This is a genomic window from Lactobacillus taiwanensis DSM 21401, from assembly GCF_001436695.1.
Lineage (GTDB): Bacteria > Bacillota > Bacilli > Lactobacillales > Lactobacillaceae > Lactobacillus > Lactobacillus taiwanensis.
On sequence record NZ_AYZG01000019.1, the window covers coordinates 1 to 18,899 of the forward strand.

The 18,899-nt window shown below is 33.6% G+C and carries 22 protein-coding genes; 4 read left to right on the forward strand and 18 right to left on the reverse strand.

Annotation, left to right across the window (positions count from 1 at the left end):
• Positions 1-69: 69 nt before the first annotated feature.
• Together FD18_RS03790 and FD18_RS03795 are read right to left on the reverse strand one after the other, a co-directional pair.
• Entirely contained in the window at positions 70-1,638 is a 1,569-nt protein-coding gene (locus FD18_RS03790; RefSeq protein WP_057718708.1) for a peptide chain release factor 3, read from the reverse strand.
• On the reverse strand, positions 1,638-2,504 hold the full coding sequence (locus FD18_RS03795; protein WP_057718709.1) for a hemolysin family protein: 867 nt from the start codon (positions 2,502-2,504) through the stop codon (positions 1,638-1,640). The genes FD18_RS03790 and FD18_RS03795 overlap by 1 nt, the downstream gene beginning before the upstream one ends.
• Before the next feature lie 114 nt (positions 2,505-2,618).
• On the opposite strand from FD18_RS03795, the gene FD18_RS03800 reads away from it, so the two are divergent.
• Entirely contained in the window at positions 2,619-3,080 is a 462-nt protein-coding gene (locus FD18_RS03800; RefSeq protein WP_057718710.1) for a hypothetical protein, read from the forward strand.
• On the opposite strand, the gene FD18_RS03805 is transcribed toward FD18_RS03800, so the two are convergent.
• Genes FD18_RS03805 through recX form a run of 3 tightly spaced genes read right to left on the reverse strand, consistent with a single transcriptional unit; the run spans position 3,081 to position 4,992 of the window.
• Positions 3,081-3,578 (reverse strand): hypothetical protein, encoded by a 498-nt coding sequence (locus FD18_RS03805; protein WP_057718711.1) that lies wholly within the window; start codon positions 3,576-3,578, stop codon positions 3,081-3,083. It lies immediately after the preceding gene.
• Positions 3,550-4,140: a DUF402 domain-containing protein gene (locus tag FD18_RS03810; RefSeq protein WP_057718712.1), complete on the reverse strand. Its 591-nt coding sequence runs from the start codon at positions 4,138-4,140 to the stop codon at positions 3,550-3,552. Before FD18_RS03810 ends, FD18_RS03805 begins: the two co-directional genes overlap by 29 nt.
• A 36-nt stretch (positions 4,141-4,176) precedes the next feature.
• Entirely contained in the window at positions 4,177-4,992 is an 816-nt protein-coding gene (gene recX, locus FD18_RS03815; RefSeq protein WP_057718713.1) for a recombination regulator RecX, read from the reverse strand.
• 129 nt (positions 4,993-5,121) lie between these two features.
• Between recX and rlmD the strand changes: the two genes are divergently transcribed.
• On the forward strand, positions 5,122-6,501 hold the full coding sequence (gene rlmD, locus FD18_RS03820) for a 23S rRNA (uracil(1939)-C(5))-methyltransferase RlmD (protein ID WP_057718714.1): 1,380 nt from the start codon (positions 5,122-5,124) through the stop codon (positions 6,499-6,501).
• Between the two features lie 309 nt (positions 6,502-6,810).
• Here rlmD and FD18_RS03825 read toward each other — a convergent pair whose 3' ends face one another.
• From FD18_RS03825 to FD18_RS03840, 4 genes are all read right to left on the reverse strand, one after another.
• Positions 6,811-7,974: a hydroxymethylglutaryl-CoA synthase gene (locus FD18_RS03825; RefSeq protein WP_057718715.1), complete on the reverse strand. Its 1,164-nt coding sequence runs from the start codon at positions 7,972-7,974 to the stop codon at positions 6,811-6,813.
• Positions 7,975-7,976: 2 nt separating this feature from the next.
• Complete coding sequence (locus FD18_RS03830; protein ID WP_057718716.1) at positions 7,977-9,212, reverse strand: hydroxymethylglutaryl-CoA reductase, degradative; 1,236 nt, start codon at positions 9,210-9,212, stop codon at positions 7,977-7,979.
• Complete coding sequence (locus FD18_RS03835; RefSeq protein WP_083486753.1) at positions 9,190-10,356, reverse strand: thiolase family protein; 1,167 nt, start codon at positions 10,354-10,356, stop codon at positions 9,190-9,192. Before FD18_RS03835 ends, FD18_RS03830 begins: the two co-directional genes overlap by 23 nt.
• A gap of 125 nt (positions 10,357-10,481) precedes the next feature.
• Positions 10,482-11,426 carry an alpha/beta hydrolase gene (locus FD18_RS03840; protein ID WP_057718717.1) on the reverse strand — a complete coding sequence of 315 codons (945 nt, stop codon included), beginning with the start codon at positions 11,424-11,426 and terminating at the stop codon, positions 10,482-10,484.
• Between the two features lie 74 nt (positions 11,427-11,500).
• Between FD18_RS03840 and FD18_RS09725 the strand changes: the two genes are divergently transcribed.
• Positions 11,501-11,797 (forward strand): hypothetical protein, encoded by a 297-nt coding sequence (locus FD18_RS09725; protein WP_057718718.1) that lies wholly within the window; start codon positions 11,501-11,503, stop codon positions 11,795-11,797.
• 37 nt (positions 11,798-11,834) lie between these two features.
• Here the strand turns inward: FD18_RS09725 and FD18_RS03850 are convergent, their stop codons facing one another.
• The 4 genes from FD18_RS03850 to miaA all read right to left on the reverse strand — a co-directional run bounded on the left by FD18_RS03850 (position 11,835) and on the right by miaA (position 16,401).
• Complete coding sequence (locus FD18_RS03850; protein WP_057718719.1) at positions 11,835-12,647, reverse strand: Cof-type HAD-IIB family hydrolase; 813 nt, start codon at positions 12,645-12,647, stop codon at positions 11,835-11,837.
• A gap of 15 nt (positions 12,648-12,662) precedes the next feature.
• Complete coding sequence (locus FD18_RS03855; protein WP_057718720.1) at positions 12,663-13,832, reverse strand: MFS transporter; 1,170 nt, start codon at positions 13,830-13,832, stop codon at positions 12,663-12,665.
• A 106-nt stretch (positions 13,833-13,938) separates the two neighbouring features.
• On the reverse strand, positions 13,939-15,276 hold the full coding sequence (gene glnA / locus FD18_RS03860; RefSeq protein ID WP_057718721.1) for a type I glutamate--ammonia ligase: 1,338 nt from the start codon (positions 15,274-15,276) through the stop codon (positions 13,939-13,941).
• Positions 15,277-15,480: 204 nt separating this feature from the next.
• Positions 15,481-16,401, reverse strand: coding sequence for a tRNA (adenosine(37)-N6)-dimethylallyltransferase MiaA (gene miaA / locus FD18_RS03865; protein WP_057718722.1), 921 nt, complete (start codon positions 16,399-16,401; stop codon positions 15,481-15,483).
• 138 nt (positions 16,402-16,539) lie between these two features.
• Between miaA and FD18_RS03870 the strand changes: the two genes are divergently transcribed.
• Complete coding sequence (locus tag FD18_RS03870) at positions 16,540-16,719, forward strand: DUF3042 family protein (protein WP_057718723.1); 180 nt, start codon at positions 16,540-16,542, stop codon at positions 16,717-16,719.
• A 51-nt stretch (positions 16,720-16,770) separates the two neighbouring features.
• Here the strand turns inward: FD18_RS03870 and FD18_RS03875 are convergent, their stop codons facing one another.
• The 5 genes from FD18_RS03875 to rpmG are packed head-to-tail and all read right to left on the reverse strand — an operon-like array spanning position 16,771 to position 18,893.
• On the reverse strand, positions 16,771-17,169 hold the full coding sequence (locus FD18_RS03875; RefSeq protein WP_057718724.1) for a rhodanese-like domain-containing protein: 399 nt from the start codon (positions 17,167-17,169) through the stop codon (positions 16,771-16,773).
• Positions 17,170-17,204: 35 nt separating this feature from the next.
• Positions 17,205-17,435, reverse strand: coding sequence for a YqgQ family protein (locus FD18_RS03880; protein ID WP_057718725.1), 231 nt, complete (start codon positions 17,433-17,435; stop codon positions 17,205-17,207).
• 2 nt (positions 17,436-17,437) lie between these two features.
• On the reverse strand, positions 17,438-18,124 hold the full coding sequence (locus FD18_RS03885) for a rhomboid family intramembrane serine protease (RefSeq protein WP_057718726.1): 687 nt from the start codon (positions 18,122-18,124) through the stop codon (positions 17,438-17,440).
• Between the two features lie 12 nt (positions 18,125-18,136).
• Positions 18,137-18,694: a 5-formyltetrahydrofolate cyclo-ligase gene (locus tag FD18_RS03890; RefSeq protein ID WP_057718727.1), complete on the reverse strand. Its 558-nt coding sequence runs from the start codon at positions 18,692-18,694 to the stop codon at positions 18,137-18,139.
• 49 nt (positions 18,695-18,743) lie between these two features.
• Positions 18,744-18,893 (reverse strand): 50S ribosomal protein L33, encoded by a 150-nt coding sequence (gene rpmG / locus FD18_RS03895; RefSeq protein ID WP_003646937.1) that lies wholly within the window; start codon positions 18,891-18,893, stop codon positions 18,744-18,746.
• Positions 18,894-18,899 lie beyond the last annotated feature (6 nt).

An 18,899-nucleotide genomic window follows, 5' to 3' on the forward strand; every position in this document is an offset into this window, starting at 1 on the left:
TTTAGTTGCTTGATTCTTTTTCAAAACTATTCATCAACAGGATTTGACAAACAGCCGCTTTTTTCTATCTTATAATCTTGAAGTTAATTCAACATCAGGATACTTGTCTTTAAACCATCTTTCAGCAAATGCATTTTCAAATAAGAATAATGGCTCCCCATCCCTATCCTTAACCAATAAGTTACGGGATGATGACATTTTAGGATCCAATTGATCTGGGTTAATCCAACGAGCTACACGGTTTCCTAATGTATGGAGTTCAACTTCTGAATTGTATTCATTTTTCATTCTGAAAGAAAATACTTCAAACTGCAATTGCCCAACTGCACCAAGAATATAATCATCAGTTGAATAACCACGGTAAAGTTGAATCGCACCTTCTTGAACTAATTGATTCATCCCTTTATGGAATGACTTTTGTTTCATAACATTCTTAGGAGTTACACGCATAAAAATTTCAGGTGTAAATTGTGGCAAAGCCGGATAAACAATTTTTTTCTTACCGGCATAAATTGAATCTCCAATTTGGAAATTACCCGTATCATACAATCCAACAATGTCACCTGCTACAGCGTCAGAAACCTGCACACGTTCACTAGACATAAACTCAGTTGCATTATTTAATCTGACTGGCTTGCCAGTTCTAGCTAAAGTTACGTCAATTCCCTTCTTAAATTCACCGCTTCCAATTCTCACAAATGCGATTCGATCACGGTGATTAGGATTCATGTTAGCTTGAATCTTAAAGACAAAACCAGAAAATTCTGGATCATCAGCTGCCAATTTTTCATTTTCATTAACAGTATGTTCTTGAGGCGCTGGCGCTAAGTTTACAAAACTATCTAAGAAAGTTTCAACACCAAAATTAGTTAAAGCAGATCCAAAGAAGACTGGAGTTTGATCTCCCTTTAAAATCTTCTCTTTATCAAAAGTATTTCCAGCTTCTTTTAATAAATCAATGTCATCTAACGTCGATTGATATAAGCTATCTTTTGCTAAAGGTTCACCTTCTGCTAATTTTCCATCTTTATCTAACGGTAAATAACGATCATCATCATCTTTTCGATAAAGCTCAACACGATTATTGTCAATATCGTACAATCCCTTTAATTGCTTCCCCATACCAATAGGCCAATTCATGGCTACGCCTTCAATGCCTAATAAGTCTTCTAATTCAGCAATTAAATCTAAAGGTTCACGTCCGTCCCGATCTAATTTGTTCATAAAAGTAAAAATAGGGATACCGCGTTTCTTTACAACCTTAAATAGTTTTTTAGTTTGTGGTTCAATACCTTTAGCTGAATCAATAACCATTACGGCAGCATCCACAGCCATTAAAGTACGATAAGTATCTTCAGAGAAGTCCTGGTGTCCTGGTGTATCAAGGATGTTAATTCTTTTTCCTTGGTATTCAAATTGCATTACTGAACTAGTAACTGAAATACCACGTTTCTTTTCAATTGCCATCCAGTCACTAGTTGCATAATGTCCACTTTTACGTGCCTTAACAGTACCTGCACTTCTAATTACCCCACCAAAAAGAAGCATCTGTTCAGTAATTGTTGTTTTACCAGCATCTGGGTGAGAAATAATCGCAAATGTCCGTCTTTTTTTCACTTCATCAGTTAACTTTGTCATTAATCTTTAGCTTCTTCCTTTTCTTCTTTTTTTGGAATTGTAAGTAAGAGAGTTAATAAGCGTGAGCCTTTCATTCGTCTAGTTGTTAAAGTCATTCCATTATCAAGTTTAACGCTTAGCTTTTCGCCCTTAGCTGGTATTAAGCCTAACTTTGTAATTACATACCCAGCAACTGTATCTATGTCTTCCATTGCTAAATTAGTACCGAATTCTTCATTAAAATCAGTTAATGGCATTTTTCCGTAAATCACATATTCTCTTGGACTAATTTTTGAAAATAGGACTTCGGCCTTATCAACCTCATCATCGATATCTCCAACAATCTCTTCAATTAAATCTTCAATTGTAGCTAACCCTACAACACCACCATATTCATCAGTCAAAATTGCAAGTTGTCTTTGTGTTTCTTGCATTTCAACTAATAATTCACCCAATTCAATTGTTTCAGGTGCAAATAAAGGCTTAAACATTACCTGATCATAGTCTAGCTTATTAAAACCAACCTTATGAGCTTTTCGCAAAACAGTTCTAATATGAATGACGCCTACAATCTTATCTTTATCTCCATCATAAACAGGTACTCTTGAATAAGGTTCTTTTAAGATCTTATCTAAGTTTTCTTGAAAACTATCATTAATATCGACCATGAAGGCATCAGTTCGAGGCACCATTACTTCTCGTGCCATCTTTTCTTCAAAATCTAAAATGCCTTCCATCATTGAAAATTCACGGTCACTAATTTCTTTTTGCTCATGCAATTTATTTAAAATTTTATTTAGCTTCCGTTGACCATCAACTTCTTCTTCACCACGAAATTTAGCTCTTAACTTGCTAAATATATCCCCCGCACCGGGATCACTACTCATCTTCAATTCTCTCTTTCTATTGTTGTCCTAATCTCTACTTTAATCACAATTATCGGTAATTATATCACATGCTAATCTATGATAAAATAAGGAACAAGAAATGGGGTCTTATAGATGAAAAAACAAAGCATCTACTTAGTATTTACATTCTTATTATTAATTCCGTATCTATGCAGCCTAACTTTAATAGGTATTTGCTACAATGCCTTAGTTAGACACTCAAGCAATATCTTTAGAAGCTTAGTTGGTGCCTTAGTTGGTGCAATCATAATGTTTGCAATTAAGGCTACGATTCAACGCCCACTTAATTTAGTATCTGACGAAGTACCAAATAATCTATTTAAACAAATTCTACGTTTTTATAGTATTCGTAGACGTAAACTTCTACTTATCTATAATTTTTTAGTCGATTTTGCTCTTTGCTGGTTTGCAATGGATTTAGTAAGGGAATTTTTCTCATTATCCTTTATTATTGGAAATTCAGTTGGCATTGTATTACTTATTATGCTAATTTCAACATGTATTGGTGCATACATCGAATATGATAATCTATCTATTGACCCAAGACAGAAGTAACTATTTAGAATCATCATCAGAACTGGCATCCAGATATAAAATCTGAGCCAGTTTTTTTGTTTCTAAATTCAATTTAGTTAAAACATAGGGTTTTTCACTATCACCTAAATTTTCATATACAGTAACTCCTTCTTTGGATAATTTATCTAAAAAAGTTGGAATTACAAAGTTCAAAGGCTGACTGAAGAAAGCCATATTACTATTTGGTGTATCAATTTCCGCAATTTTTGAATTAGGTAATTCAAATTTGTTTAATCCAGAAACAGGCATTTGTTTATCATCAGCTAAAACGCCATACCAAAACATAAAGTTTTCAGGTCCAAATACTACTAAACTTGCACGCTCATTTTCATAACCATTATCTTCAACAAACTTTTTAAAAATAGGATCGTTTTCCATTTCTTGAATAGCTGCTGTATAAGTCTTATTTTCATCAATTTGGTTTGGCATAAAAACCTTACCAATAAAATTATGAGCCGAGTATTCTTCTCTTTTCATTTTCTCTCCCCTTAAAAAAACTACGATCTAAATCAGGACGTAATTGGTTATAACGTTCATACCAAATTTGCGCAAATTTTTGGGCAAATGGTCCCTTCTTTTGATCTATCCAATCTAATAATTCAAAACTAGCACTACGCAAAATACTATCAATCTCTTCGCCATAATGCCAACGCTTTTTGTTCATTGCATACTCATCTGCATCTAATAGCCTTTTTTCTCCATCTGAGAAGACCTTAATATCTAGGTCATAATCAATATACTTTAAGGCTTCACGATCTAAGACAAATGGACTCGCTAAATTTGCATAGTAAGCAACTCCATTCGGTCTAAGCATTGCAATCACATTAAACCAAAGTTTTCGATGAAAATAAACAATCGCTGGTTCCCGACTAATCCATTTCCTACCATCTTCTTCGGTAATTAAAGTGCGGTCATTAACGCCGATAATAATATTTTGCTCTGTCTTAACTACCATAGTGTCACGCCAATTTCGATGTAGCGTGCCATTATGTTTATAACTTTGTATTGCGATATAATCGCCTTCACGAGGCATTTCCATAATGTGCGCCTCCTCACTAAACATTATACCAGCAAATTAATATTCATCTATTTCTTCTAGATCCACTACTTCGCCATTTAAGAAACTATCAATTTCACCACTAGAGAAGCCATGCTGAAATAAGAAATGTCTAACTTTTTGCTTTCTCTTAAAACCATCATCTTTCCGATATTTTTTCCAAGCTTTAGTTCCTTGCTTTTCTAGCGCTTCTAATTGCTCATCTTCATTAGTCTCAATATCCAAATGATCAATTATTAACTCCCCTAAATCTTGATCAAAACCATGATTTTGTAATTTCGTCAGCGCTTTTTTCTTAATTTCTTTATACGAAAGTTTACCTACCTGATGAATCAGTGAATGTATAAGACGAATTCCGGCATCTATCCATTCTTCCTCCTCTATTTCATATAGAGCATCTTGAATAGTATTAGCTGCAACGCCCTTTTGTTTTAATTTTCTAGTAATTCCTCTTGGACCATCTTTTCCTACTCTAAGATTATTTTTGATAAATAAACGAGCAAAATCCTCATCATTTATATAATTCAAATCCATCAAGTCCTCAACTGCGGTCTGACTTGCTTCCTGACTAATTTCATGTTTATTTAAATATTCTAAAACTTCATACACACTACGTGGCTGATAACTCAAGAAAGTCATCGCTAATTGCAAAGCTTGACTATCAGCTTCTGCTTTTTTTATTTCTTCAATATCTTCAAGACTTAATTCAGTCCCTTTTAACAAGCGTCTTTCAACCAAAGTTCTTTCATTGACACTAAAGGCATATTCATTATCAATAAAAATATTATAGCGGCCTTTGCGTTTTTGAGTACTAATTTTAGTAATAAGTGGCATCGTAACACCTCTCGTAAAATTTTATTTTCTTCTATTTTATATTAAATTAAATACTTGTATCACTTGAAAATAACGCTTATGCTTATTGTGACACTTTTTTCATGAATTAATCGAAATGAGGGCCTTATTTTGACAAAATTTACTAAAAATAAACAAGAAAAAGATATTATTATCACCATTAAACGCTTAGGAATTAATGGTGAAGGTATTGGATATTATAAAAAGAAAATTATTTTTATTCCTGGAGCTTTGCCAAACGAAGTAGTTGTGGCCAAAATTATTAACAGACATCCTCACTATTTAGAAGGAGAACTAGTTAGAATTAAAGAAAAATCCCCAGATCGAATTAACTTTCCTAAGGGAGTTGATCCAACTGTTGGGGGCTTAGAACTTGCTCATCTTACTTATCCAAAACAACTCGAATTCAAGCAACATTTAATTTTAGAATCTCTTAGAAAATATCATCCGAGAGATTATATGAAATATAAAGTTAAAAAGACTATTCCAGCACCAAATATCTGGAATTATCGCAATAAAGCTCAATATCAAATTGAATTTAATAAAGGAAAAAGTAAGCTTGGACTGTATGCTCCTAATTCACACCGTTTAATTGACTTACCGGAAATGCCCACGCAAACCAAAGAAACTCAAAAAACAGAGCGTGAAATTAAAAAGTTAATTGATAAACTTCATATTCGCATTGCTGACTTTAGACGCCATAATGATGGTATTAAAACTGTCGTAGTTCGTCAAAGTCATGCTACCGATGAAATTCAAGTAACATTGATTACTATTGGTAAAAAGATTAAAGATCTAAAATTACTTGCTAGTCAGATTATGAAGCTTCCTAATGTAGTTTCCGTATTTCAAAATGAAACTCAATGGCAAAATCCACAAGTTTGGGGTAATAAAACTATCAAGCTCTTTGGAAAATCACATATAACTGAAGAAATTCTCGGAAAGAAGTTTAAGCTTTCACCACGTGCCTTTTTCCAGCTCAATCCTGAACAAACCACAAGACTTTATTCAGAAGCACTTAAATATCTAGATTTAACTCCAGATCAAACTTTAATTGATGCTTATGCTGGTGTTGGTACGTTAGGTATTTTGGCTAGTGATCAAGTAAGACAGGTCATCGGAATTGAATCTATTCCTGAAGCGGTAGTTGATGCTCAAGAAAATTGCCACTTAAATCACGTTAGAAATGCTGAGTATATTCAAGGAAATGTAGAAAAACTACTTCCTGAATTAAAAAATCAGGGTGTTCCAATTAATGCCTTAATCGTTGATCCCCCACGAACTGGATTAAGCAAAAAATTAATCAAGACATTGCTTGAAGTTCAGCCCGAAACTTTTGTTTACGTTTCTTGTAACCCAGCCACACTTACAAAAGACCTAGTCCTTTTAAGTGAAAAATATGATGTTCGTGTAATTCAACCAATTGATATGATGCCACAAACTCCACGCTGGGAAGGTGTCACTAAATTAGTTTTAAGAAAAAACAAATAATTTATTTCATTAGCAGTCATTACGACTGCTTTTTATCTATATAAAAAAGGTTGTAGACTGTCTGATCTACAACCTTTTTTCAAGTGGATGAGGTAAATATACTATCTAGCGCCATAATATCAGTATCTGGGTTCAATATTATGACTTGATCAACATCACTTGTTTGCATCTGTATTGAATAACGACTATTTGATCTTACTAAGAGAATCCTGTCTTTAAAACACTACAATCTGGAGATAAAAACTTTTATACAATATTATTCTACCTCTCCACACATCTTATTATAACAACTATGTAAGCGAATACAAACTATTTAGCTTGATATTGACGAATATCGTCTTTAATTCCTGCAAAATAATATTTTCCACTGTCTTCATCACTAACAAGTTCAACGTCATTTTTGGGATCCTCTAAAGCTTCGGAAAAAATCCGTTCGTATTCATCGACACTTAACTTCTTTCGCTTAGCTAATAAGGCTTCGTCTCCAGCTTTATCTATTTGTTTTTCGTATCCTTCAACCACATTTGCGGAATAAAACTCAGCCATTGCACCTGATCCATAAGAAAATAGACCAGTCAAGTCTCCAGCCTTTAAATCTCCATTTTCAAGCAAACTAAGTAAACTTAAATATAATGAACCAGTGTAAATATTACCTACATTAGCATTCAATTCTTTAGCTGCAGTAAAACTATCCATTAAGCGTGCATTAGTTTCCTCATCTTCTCCTTCGATAGCAATACGATTAGCTTTTAACCCCATTTTAGTAAAAGGCAAATGATACACAATAGCTGCAAAATCCTTTGTTTCAAGGTTCTTTTGTTCCTTATAATCATTAAAAGTATGTTTAAAAAAGTCTAAATAAACTTGGGTAGAATATTTTCCATCGACTTTTGCCAATTTAGAATTATTCGGACGCCAGAAATCATTAATATCTTCACTATAAGCGCTGTGACCCTCGTTTAATTCTAAAATTCTTGGATTGCTAGAAATCAACAAACTAACGCTTCCTGCTCCTTGAGTAACTTCTCCAGCAGTCTTTAGACCGTAGCGTGCAATGTCGCTTCCAATTACAATAGCAGTTTGATCAGGATGCAGACGTACAAAATCTTGTGCAATCATTAAGCCTGCTGTTAATCCAAAGCAAGCTTCTTTAACTTCAAATGCTCTAACACTAGGATCTAACTTTAAGGCTGACTTTACAAATAAAGATCCCGATTTAGATTGATCAACACTACTTTCAGTACCAAAAATTAAAAGTCCAACTTTAGATTTATTAATTTTATTCAAATAACGCAATGTTGCATTAATTCCCATTGAAACTGCATCCTGCGTTGCATCAGCCACGCTCATTTTGCTTTGTCCAATCCCGATTAGAAATTTATTTGGATCTTGATTTCTTGCATGCGCCAAATCCACCATATCAACATACTTATTTGGAGTAAAATATCCAATTTGATCAATTCCAACCTTCATCTCTACTTTTTATCCTTTCTTATTTCACTTAAAAATTCAAGAGCTGCTTCCTGCGTATATTTTTTGCTTTGTTGCAGTTTCTTTAAAACTTCTTCCTTTTCCTCTTCATTTGCATTCAGAGTAGCAACTAAATTTCGAGCCTGCAATTTCATATGACCTGCTTGAATTCCTTTGGTAGAAATTGCCAAAAGCGCTGAAAAATTATTGGCTAAACCAGTAGCAGCTATAATTTCAGCTAATTGCTTAGCAGACACCTGACCAAGTAAATTAAAACTCTGCTTAATATCTTCGCGTGCACTAATTGAGCCACCTACTACCCCAATTGCTAAGGGAACAGTAAGTTCGCCAATTAACTTATCTTCTTCAATTTTCCACTTACTTAAAGATGTATAATTGCCACTTTTATTAGCCCACACCGCTGTTGCTGCTTCTACTCCTCGATAGTCATTTCCTGTTGCAATCAAAACGCTGTCAACACCGTTCATAATTCCCTTATTATTTGTTACTGCACGGTAAATGTCATTTTGACCTATCTTACTAAGTAAAACTAGTTTTTCAGCCACTTTAAATCCGCCAACACTATCTACATTTAAATTTACTTTTGCTGTAGTTAACTGAGTAGGATAATTAGAAAGAATGGCGTATAAATTTTGTTCAATATTTGCTTGTTTTTCTAATTTATTTCCTAAAAATTCTAAAATTGCATTTGTCTTGTTAGCACCCATTGCTTCTGCAGGATCAACTAAAATACGTAAAAATACTAAATTATCTTTTTGGGATGCTTCAATTTTACATACTCCTCCACCATGTTTAACTAAACTAGCAAACTTTTGATTAGCTTGATTAATTAATTCTGGAAATTGCCGAGTAAAAGAATTTATATCAAAATCGTTAGTTACTTCTAAAACAATTTGACCATAAATTCCATTTCGGATACTAACTGCTTCTACGCCACCATTTTGATTAAAAATTTTACTTGCATGATTTGCAGCTGCAACTACCGACGGTTCTTCAACCGCCATTGGCACAATATATTTTCTCTTATTAACAATTAAGTTTGGAATAACTCCAAGAGGAAGACGAACCTGTCCAATTACATTTTCACTAAGTCTGTTTAGTCTTTCTAAAGTTTTAGAATCAATTTCATTTAGTTCAATACCCTCTTGCTCAAAAAAATTTCTTCTATCTTCTGGGAGCCATTGATAAAACTTCTTCTTAAATAATTCTTCTGACTTCATATGCAATACCTTGACCGCCACCAATACATAAAGACACGATAGCTCTTCGACCATTAATCTTACGTAAACTATTTATTGCGCTCATCACTAAACGAGTACCTGTTGCACCTAAAGGGTGACCCAAGCTCATCGCCCCACCAGCAATATTTAATTTTTCTTTTGGAATATTGAGATCACGCGCAACTGCATAGGCCTGCGCAGCAAATGCTTCATTAATTTCAATTACATCGTAATCATCAATAGTACTGCCTGTTTCTTTCAATAATTTTTTAATTGCAAAGTATGGAGCATATCCCATATATGCAGGATCACAACCAATTTCCGCAAAAGCTCCTAAGTGTGCTAAAGGAGTTAAATTTAATTCATCTAGCTTTTGTTGATTTGCAAGTAACAGCATACTTGCTCCATCAGTTAATGGGGATGAATTTCCAGCAGTAACACGGCCATTTTCTTTAAAAACAGGTTTCAATTTACTCAAAGACTCAACACTAGTATCTGGTCGAATTGTTTCATCGTGATCAAGTATCTCACCTTCAAGCTGGACTGGTTGATATTCTTCTTCAAACCAATTATTTTCTTGAGCTGCATACGCCTTAGCATGAGAATCACGCGCAAATTCATCCATTTCTTGACGAGTAACATGATATTTATCAGCTACATTTTCAGCTGTAAGCCCCATTGGCTTTTGAGAATAGGCATCTCCAATCCCATCAATCATTAAACTATCTTGATAACCCGGATTTTCATCATGCTTTTTACTCTTATCAAGTAACAACGGCGCATTTGTCATACTTTCAGCGCCTCCAACAACAGAAATTTCTGAATCTCCCAATACCATTTGCCCTTGAGCAAACCGTAACGCTTTTAGACTCGAACCACAAACATCGTCAACGTTTGTAGCAACTACTGATTCGGGTAAGCCTGCCTTCAAAGCAATTTGGCGAGCAACATTTTGACCTAATCCAGCACTTAAAACATTACCAATTATTACATTATCTATTTTATCTTGCGGAACAATACTTTTTTCTAATAACCCTTTTAATGCTAGTACACCTAAATCAACTGCATTTTCATCCTTATAAAATCCGCGATATTTACCAAAAGGAATTCGATTCATTCCTACAATATATACATCCTGTAACACGCTTCCACCTCTTAATAAAAACTATTCTAATAAGTATCATAGCTCACAAACTTGAGTAGTCATACAAGCCATACCAATTTTTAATCAATTCTAAAAAAGATTGCCAGGCAACCCTAGCAATCTTTCTATACATATTTACTTAAAAAGTCATTTATCTTTTTTTGATACTCTACAGGGTGAGTAGCAAATGACCTAGCGTGCTTAGCACCTGGAACTACCCAAAGTTCTTTAGGACCAGCTGCTGCTTTGTAATTTTGGTAAACCATTTTGGTTGGGACAAAAGTATCCTTAGCACCATGAATAAAAAGCATTGGTCGCTTATTCTTAGCTACCTGATTTATACTACTACCATCTTTAAGAAAATATCCAGCTCTAATTCTTGTTATTCCGCTCAAGACCTCAACTAGAGGAAAACGTGGAAAAGCTGGAAAATGATATAAAGCTTGTGCTTCATGTTCAATCTCATCTTTTACATTTGTATAACCACAATCTTCTACGTATGCCTTTACTTGTTTGGGCATTTTTAACCCACTAGTCATCATAGTCGTAGCTCCACCCATACTTACGCCAAAAATAACTATTTTACTTTGCGGACCATCTTTTTTTACTACTTTTCTAGCCCATTTTCTTACATCTACTTTTTCACGCCAGCCATAGCCTATATAATTACCCTCACTTTGCCCATGTCCTCTTGCATCAGGCATAAGAGCATTATAACCAAGCCTATGAAACATCGCCGCATAGGCCCCCATAGTATCTTTATTATTCATAAATCCATGAAGAATAATTACTGTCTTTTTAGAATCAGATGCTGGAATATAATTTGCATCTAATTTCAAATTGTCATCTGCTGACTTCATCGTCCACTTTTGTTTATGTACGTCTTGATACCACTTTTTTTCTTTATAAAGTGGATCGGTTTTGACAAGCCTAGTATTATTGTTAATAAATGATTTGTGACCTGGAACAACGGCTACTTGATAGAAATATAAGCCGGCCACTATAAAAACTCCACAAACTGCTAAAATAGATATAATAGTTATTTCTAGCTTTTTACTTTTTATCTTCATTAGAAGGCCTCTTTTTCAAAAATATAATCTATATTATCTCTAAAAAACATAGAATTCAAGAGTAGGTGAAATATATGTACTTAGACGACTTCCTAATTTTAATTGCCCATCTTCATCCAAATTTTCAGCTTTTTTATCAACCAAGAAAGTCAGATTCTCTCTATCCAATTAGTAAAATTAAGATTGAAAGTAAGCAATGTATTTTTTTAATAGGAAAAAAGCCTAAAACAATTGCACAAATAAGGAACTTATTAGGAAAGTTAAAATATAATCATCTTCCAATTTACGTTTATATTGAAGAATTAGATAAAAAAGATATAATTTTTAGCAATCGGATTAATTTAAAAAAAGGTCATGTTTATATTAGATAATTACACAAAAAATGAGGTTCAAAACGAACCTCATTTTTTAATTCTTATTTAAATACTTATTTAATACCTGTAAAACTCCATTATCGTTATTGTTAGGTGCAAGATATTTAGCATGTTCTTTTGCAATAGACATTCCATTTTCCATCGCATAACTATATTTTGCAAAATCAAGCATAGGAATATCATTTCCACTATCTCCAAAGGCGATTAAATCATCCCCAGTTAAGCCAAAATAAGCAAGCAACTTCTTCAGCCCAGTAGCCTTATTAATACCATGCTTTACTACATCAATTGCTACTGGACTAGATGCAAACGTAGTAACTATACTCCCATACCTTTCATTAAATTTCTTTTCAATATCGTTAGCAATCTTGCTATCATAATGAAAAGTCAATTCAATAAAAACCTCATCAGGTAAATCTTGCCAATCACTTAATTCTGTACTTTCTTTGGCAAAATATTGCAAAAATGCCTTATCTTTTTCAGGTGCTTCAGTACCAATATAAGCTTGTTTTCTTCCATAAACCATTGTAGCCATACTGCCATATTTATTGTGAACAAAATTGATTAAATCAATTGCTTGTTTCTTAGTTAAGCCTTCAATAGCAACTTCTTTACCTTCAACAATTAATCTTGAACCATTAGCCGTTACAAAATCTATTCTATCAACAAATTCTGGAAAGTCGTTTTTCAAACGTGCAAACGGTCTCCCACTAGCCACAATAAATTGAATGTGATTTTTCTCAAGCTTACTTAAGACTTGATTAAACAAATCATGATCATAGCTTCTTTTATCATTTAAAAACGTCCCATCCATATCAACAGCAACAGCTTTAAAAGGAATTGTCATCTTATTCTCCCCTTATTAATGATGGTCTAATGCACCATTTAATTTTTTACGATACACAAAATAAATTATCAAAATAATTGGCACAATAATTAATAAAACGGGGTAGAAGTAGTTAGGTGCTAAATTTTGAGCAGTAACTCCTCCAATCATTGGCCCAGCTGCCATTCCAATATCAAGGCCTAAATAAAAGGTGGAACTTGCTAGTCCTTGCTCTTCTATTGGAGCTAACATTAAGGCAGTTGATTGATTAACAGAATAAATTACTCCATAACCAATTGAAAGCATAATCGCTGCTAACCCCATTAACCAATTATTAACCATAAAGGTGGCAATAATTAGAAATAAAATCATAGAAATCAAACTTAGCCAAAACCAAATACCAAAACGAATTAGATCAAAATACTTTTTTAAAACAATTCTAATTAAAAGCAACGCTATTGCATAAATCACAAAAAAGTAACCAACGGCAATAGAAAAGCGCTGTCTTTCAACATAAACAACAATATCTGCTTGCGTAATAAAATATGGAATTGCAAAGAAAGTAGTTAACATGGCTACTGGAAGAGCATCTTTTTGAATAATTTTTATTTTTCTCTTCTTATTTTGGATAATTTTGGGTTTAGCATGATTACCCACAAATTGAATTGAAACGATCATCAAAATTGTAGCAAGTACTGCTAACCACAACGCCGACTTATAACCGATTACTTTATATAAATTAATTGCTAAAGCTGGAGCAAGAGCCATAGCTAACGCATTCATCAAACCATAAAATCCCATTGCTTCCCCAACATGACTACGTGGAACCAAAAATGCTAACCATGTTGTCATACAAACAGTCGCCAAAACAAAACCCGTACCATTAATTAATCTAAATAATAATAGCCAATTTCCTGATGGTGAAAAACAATATCCTGCTACCCCGATTAAAATTAATACTCCACCTATAAACGATAGACTATATTTAGAAAAACGATCAGTTAAATTTCCTGCTACCGGTCGTAAAAACATTGATACTACACTCATAATTCCAGTTATAATACCAGCAAATACCGCACTAGCACCTAAACTAATTGCATATCCATTAATTAATGGTGTTACAAACATAACTGAAAACATAAAAAAGAAAGACGCTGCCATGACTAGAATAACGTCTTTAGTATAAATTGATTGTCTTTTTTTCAATCATTTAACCCCTCTCTAGCATTATTACTTTTATATCATACATTTACGTCAAGCAAAAAAGCCAGTTGAAATTGCTCAACTGGCTTAATTACTATTCTTTACTTAATTAATAACCCATGTAACGGTCTCTTTCCCAATCAGAAACTGATTGATTATATTTAGACCATTCAAGATTCTTAGAATCAATAAAGCTTTGAGTTAAGTGTTCACCTAAAGCTGCTTGAATTAAAGGATCAGCCTTAAATGCCTTAACAGCGTTATGCAAAGTAGATGGAAGTGGCTTAATACCACGTTCAGCTCTTTCTTCTTCAGACATTTCAAAGACGTTAGAAGTAATAGGTGCCATCGGTTTCTTTGCTTCCTTAATACCATTTAAACCAGCACTTAAGCATGCTGCAAGTAAAAGATACGGGTTGGCTGTTGGATCAGCTGAACGCATTTCCAGACGAGTATTAATTTCCTCAGCATCAGGAATACGAACAAGTGGCGAACGATTCTTAGAAGCCCATGAAATATAAACAGGCGCTTCAAATCCTGGAATTAAACGCTTGTATGAGTTTACAGTCGGATTACCGACTGCTGTAATTGCACGAGCGTGTTCCAAAATACCATTTAAGAAGTAAAGAGCAGTATCTGATAAGTGGAATTCGCCATCTTTATCATAAAATACGTTCTTACCATCCTTAAATAATGACATATTGGTGTGCATTCCATTTCCGGCTTGTCCTTCTACAGGTTTAGCCATAAAGGTTGCATATAGGCCATGCTTTCTTGCTACTTCACGTACTACCATCTTAAAGGTTTGAACACGATCAGCAGTAGTTAAAGCATCATCAAATCTGAAGTCAATTTCTTGTTGCCCATCTCCAACTTCATGGTGGGCAGCTTCAACCTCAAAGCCAATGCTTTCTAAAGTTTCAACAATATCACGCCGACATCTCGCACCTTCATCATCAGAAGTCATATCAAAATATGAAGCATGGTCAGGAACTTCAGTAGTCCAATTACCATCTTCACCTAACTTAAATAGATGAAATTCAGCTTCAAAGCCAATATCAAAATCAGTAAAGCCCATTTCATTCATTTCTTTAAGAACACGCTTTAGATTATTTCTTGGATCACCTTCAAATGGTTCACCGTTGGTCTTATGAACTGAACATACCAAACGACCAATTTTACCGCCCTTTTCATCTCCCCAAGGCAAAACTGCCCAAGTTGAAAAATCTGGGTATAAAACCATATCACTTTCTTCTAGACGAACAAAGCCATCAATTGAAGAACCATCGAAACGAATATCATTTGTTAAAACTTTATCCAATTGACTAGTTGGGACTTCCACAGCCTTAGAAGTTCCATTAATATCAGTAAAAGCTAATCTTAGGAAACGAACATCGTTATCCTTAACACTCTTCTTAATATCTTCTGCAGTAATAGTTTTACTCATTGTACACACCTATTCTAAAGAACTACCCAGCATTTCATGTATTGGTATAGTCCTTAAAAATCTATTCACTACCTGTGCTTATGCACAGTGAACACAATAGCAGACTAAATTGGTCTCGTCAATAAATATTGATAATTTTTTTAGACATAATTTAAATTAATTATTATAAAGATCCCAGTAGTATCCTATCATATCCATTATTTTTTATTTATTTAAAAAATTATTTATTTCCTCAAGAGCATGATCAGAAACTTTTTTATCTTGTAATGGATCAAGCCAAGTAACCTGCAATTGATGCTTAAAATATGTTAATTGTCGTTTAGCATACTTTCTAGAAGCCTGCTTTAATTTGCTGACACAGTCATCAAGCGTTTTTTCACCAGAAAAGTATGGAAAAAACTCTTTGTATCCAATCGCTTGAATAGCCTGGTGTTCACGATCACGATTCTCATAAACGAACTTAGCCTCTTTGAGCAATCCTAGATCCATCATTTTGTCTACTCGCTTGTTTATCCTGTGATAGACTTCTTCTCGATTACTATTTAAACCAATAATTAATGCATCATATCGCGGTGTAATCTTTTTTTGCTGCTTACTAAATAACTTCCCAGTCCGATCAATTACAGTTAGAGCTCGAAGAGTACGGCGGCTATTTTGAGGTGCTATTTTATCAGCTGCTGCTGGATCTTTTTCATGAAGCACACGCCATAACTCTTCTTCCCCATTTTTTTTCAAATACTCTTCCCATTTAGAATCAACGCTTGTCTGGTATTCTCCAGGTTCACCTAATTGAAGCCTATTTACTAAAGCATTAATATAAAAGCCAGTTCCACCAACTACTAGGGGAACAGCATCCTTAGCAACAATTTCATCAACTACTTTAATACCTTCAGCAACAAAGTCCTTAACTGAATATTCGTCAAAAATCGAACGTTGATTAACTAAATAATGCTTTACTTTTTTTAATTCTTCGAAAGTCGGCTTAGCTGTGCCAATACTTACTTCTTGATAGATCTGCATTGAATCACCAGAAAGGATTTCTGCATTAATTTTAGGAGCTAAATCCAAAGCTAGTTCTGTTTTTCCAATTCCAGTTGGTCCAATAATCACAATAATTTTTTGCATATAAATTCCTCTTATTTCTTGATATTAATTCTAACAAAAATCTGATATTTCTTCAGACTTAACAGCAAAAGACTTTATTGAAATAAGAATTATTGCTAAAATTTGAATTGATAAAATAAATATTAGGGAGGCATTATAATGGCTAAGAAATTTGGTGCTGGTGTTGTAACCGGCATTTTGGCAACTGTTGGTGCTCTTGCTGCAGGACTTGCTACTTACAAGAAAAAGGTGGTAGAACCTGAACAAAAAGAAGCTGATCGAATTGAACAAAATAGAATTAAAGCTAACAGAAAGAGCTATTCAGCTCACCAAGGTTAAAATTCTACAAAAAAAGAGAGATTAATCCCTTATTGGGTATTGATCTCTCTTTTAATATTTAGAAGCCTTTGTTTGGCCATTCCATTTTTCAAAGCCGTCCTTTAGCCAATATACCTTTTTATAGCCCTTTTTCTGTAAAAAGCGTGCCGCTCTGACAGTTAAGGCACTTGAATCAGAATAAAGGTAAACTGGTAAATCTGGACGAATTTCCTGATATTGATATTTGAACATTGTATATGGAATATTACGAGCTCCTAAAATATGTTCTTTTTTAAAAGGAGCTTTTTCTCGCACATCAATAATCTGTGCCTTTCTCTTTCCCTTTTCAAATTCTTCGTTAGTTAATGCACCACCGACTCTCTTTGATTGGATCCATGTCCAAAGCCAACTCAAAGCAAAGGCCAAAATAATGATGATTAAGATAATGTTGATAATCCCAAAAATATTCATTAATTACTTACCCCTATATAAGAATTTCTATAGTACTATGATAATCCATTACTATCTTTTGCGCTAGTTTCCTTTTCTTCTTCAATCTCATGTTCATGAGTTAGAATCATTTTAGCTGTCATATATTCCTTTTTAGAAACTACACCAGCATGATATAAATTATCTAGCTCAATTCCCATCAACTCAATATCCCATTTGCGTTTTCCAACATAAACTATGATGTTAAATTTCTTTAGAAGCTTTTGAACATCGTGTAAATTTTTCATTGTTAATTACTAATCACTATTCCTTGATGTAAACAGAAGACGACATAAATAATTAATATCACAACTGCAATTACCTTTAATTTATGATGATATTCCCTTAAATGGATGCTTCCAAAGATTATTCCTAAAAGAAAACCTGAAATTAAGCCACCAAGATGACCTAAAATATCAATATGACTTGCAAATAAATCAAGTACCAAATTAATAATAGCTAAAGCTAAGGCCTGCTTTCCCAAATAATCAACAACTGGAATTGATCTATTAGCTAAATAAAGAGCTATAACTACCCCAAAAAGCCCAAATAAAGCGGTTGAAGCTCCAGCACTTACTACAGAATCACTGCCATAGGCATAACTTAACAAGTTTCCGCCAACACCAGATAATAAATAAATACCTAAAAATCGCCAATGACCTAAAATAGGTTCCATAAACTGACCAATATAATAAATCATCACTGCGTTAGATGCGATGTGCAACCAACCAATATGTAAAAATTGAGCAGTAAATAAACGCCACCATTGATGTTCAACAGTAACAAGTTGATTATTCATAGCTCCTAAGCGGATCAATGTATGAATATTGGTCGACCCACCCATTATCGTTTCTAAAATAAAAACAACAAAAAGCACTATTAAAATTGTATTTGTAACAACAGTGCTAGAAAAACGATTGGAGTTTATTTTTTTCATGCGCTTCCTCCTTTAATTAGTTAAAATAAAATTTTTAATTGGAATATCGTAATTTTCAACTAACCAAGTAGTTTGACTAAAGGTCTGGATTGAATTAGCTAAACTAAGAGTCTGTGTAGGATTTCTTTCTAAAAAACGATCATAATATCCACCACCAAAACCAAGGCGACTATTTTTATCTAATCCGTAAGCAAGTCCAGGAACAATGATCAAATCCAAATTATTTTTAACTTCAACGTTTGGATCATGATTTTCTAAAACACCAAACTTAGTCTTAACTAAATCTGTATTTTTATCATAAAAAGTAAATTCCATTCTTTTTTTTGGCAAACAACGTGGAATATATACTCTCTTATTTATTTTCCATAAAGCAGGAATAATTGGCGCTGTATTAACTTCTAACGGCATTGAAATGAAAATACCTATACTATCTGCTTTATTAAGAACAGAGCTATTTAAAAATTTATCTTTTAAAATTCTATCCTCTAACATCTTTTGCTTAGTTTTAGCAAATGATGTTAGCTTTTTTATTTGTAAATTTCGTAAATCTTGTTTATTAATCAAATTCATTAAATATTGCTGGATACAAAAAAACAACAGGAATTGCCTGTTGCTTTGATTACTTAGTTTCGCGGTGAAGTGTTACCTTTCTTTCAACTGGGCAATACTTCTTTAAAGCTAAACGTTCCGGATGCTTACGCTTATTCTTTTCAGATAAGTAACTTCTATCGCCACATTCGGTGCATTCAAGGATAATATGTTCTGCCATCTTTTC

Bases quoted from the DNA above. Each gene is read 5' to 3' on its own strand.
- rpmG (WP_003646937.1), bottom strand. From the start codon at position 18,893: ATGGCAGAACATATTATCCTTGAATGCACCGAATGTGGCGATAGAAGT.
- FD18_RS03825 (WP_057718715.1), bottom strand. From the start codon at position 7,974: ATGAAGGTTGGAATTGATCAAATTGGATATTTTACTCCAAATAAGTAT.
- FD18_RS03840 (WP_057718717.1), bottom strand. From the start codon at position 11,426: ATGAAGATAAAAAGTAAAAAGCTAGAAATAACTATTATATCTATTTTA.
- FD18_RS03890 (WP_057718727.1), bottom strand. From the start codon at position 18,694: ATGAATTTGATTAATAAACAAGATTTACGAAATTTACAAATAAAAAAG.
- recX (WP_057718713.1), bottom strand. From the start codon at position 4,992: ATGCCACTTATTACTAAAATTAGTACTCAAAAACGCAAAGGCCGCTAT.
- FD18_RS03870 (WP_057718723.1), top strand. From the start codon at position 16,540: ATGGCTAAGAAATTTGGTGCTGGTGTTGTAACCGGCATTTTGGCAACT.
- FD18_RS03880 (WP_057718725.1), bottom strand. From the start codon at position 17,435: ATGAAAAATTTACACGATGTTCAAAAGCTTCTAAAGAAATTTAACATC.
- FD18_RS03875 (WP_057718724.1), bottom strand. From the start codon at position 17,169: ATGAATATTTTTGGGATTATCAACATTATCTTAATCATCATTATTTTG.
- FD18_RS03850 (WP_057718719.1), bottom strand. From the start codon at position 12,647: ATGACAATTCCTTTTAAAGCTGTTGCTGTTGATATGGATGGGACGTTT.
- FD18_RS09725 (WP_057718718.1), top strand. From the start codon at position 11,501: ATGTACTTAGACGACTTCCTAATTTTAATTGCCCATCTTCATCCAAAT.
- glnA (WP_057718721.1), bottom strand. From the start codon at position 15,276: ATGAGTAAAACTATTACTGCAGAAGATATTAAGAAGAGTGTTAAGGAT.
- FD18_RS03795 (WP_057718709.1), bottom strand. From the start codon at position 2,504: ATGAGTAGTGATCCCGGTGCGGGGGATATATTTAGCAAGTTAAGAGCT.
- FD18_RS03805 (WP_057718711.1), bottom strand. From the start codon at position 3,578: ATGAAAAGAGAAGAATACTCGGCTCATAATTTTATTGGTAAGGTTTTT.
- FD18_RS03790 (WP_057718708.1), bottom strand. From the start codon at position 1,638: ATGACAAAGTTAACTGATGAAGTGAAAAAAAGACGGACATTTGCGATT.
- FD18_RS03830 (WP_057718716.1), bottom strand. From the start codon at position 9,212: ATGAAGTCAGAAGAATTATTTAAGAAGAAGTTTTATCAATGGCTCCCA.
- FD18_RS03810 (WP_057718712.1), bottom strand. From the start codon at position 4,140: ATGGAAATGCCTCGTGAAGGCGATTATATCGCAATACAAAGTTATAAA.
- FD18_RS03885 (WP_057718726.1), bottom strand. From the start codon at position 18,124: ATGAAAAAAATAAACTCCAATCGTTTTTCTAGCACTGTTGTTACAAAT.
- FD18_RS03800 (WP_057718710.1), top strand. From the start codon at position 2,619: ATGAAAAAACAAAGCATCTACTTAGTATTTACATTCTTATTATTAATT.
- miaA (WP_057718722.1), bottom strand. From the start codon at position 16,401: ATGCAAAAAATTATTGTGATTATTGGACCAACTGGAATTGGAAAAACA.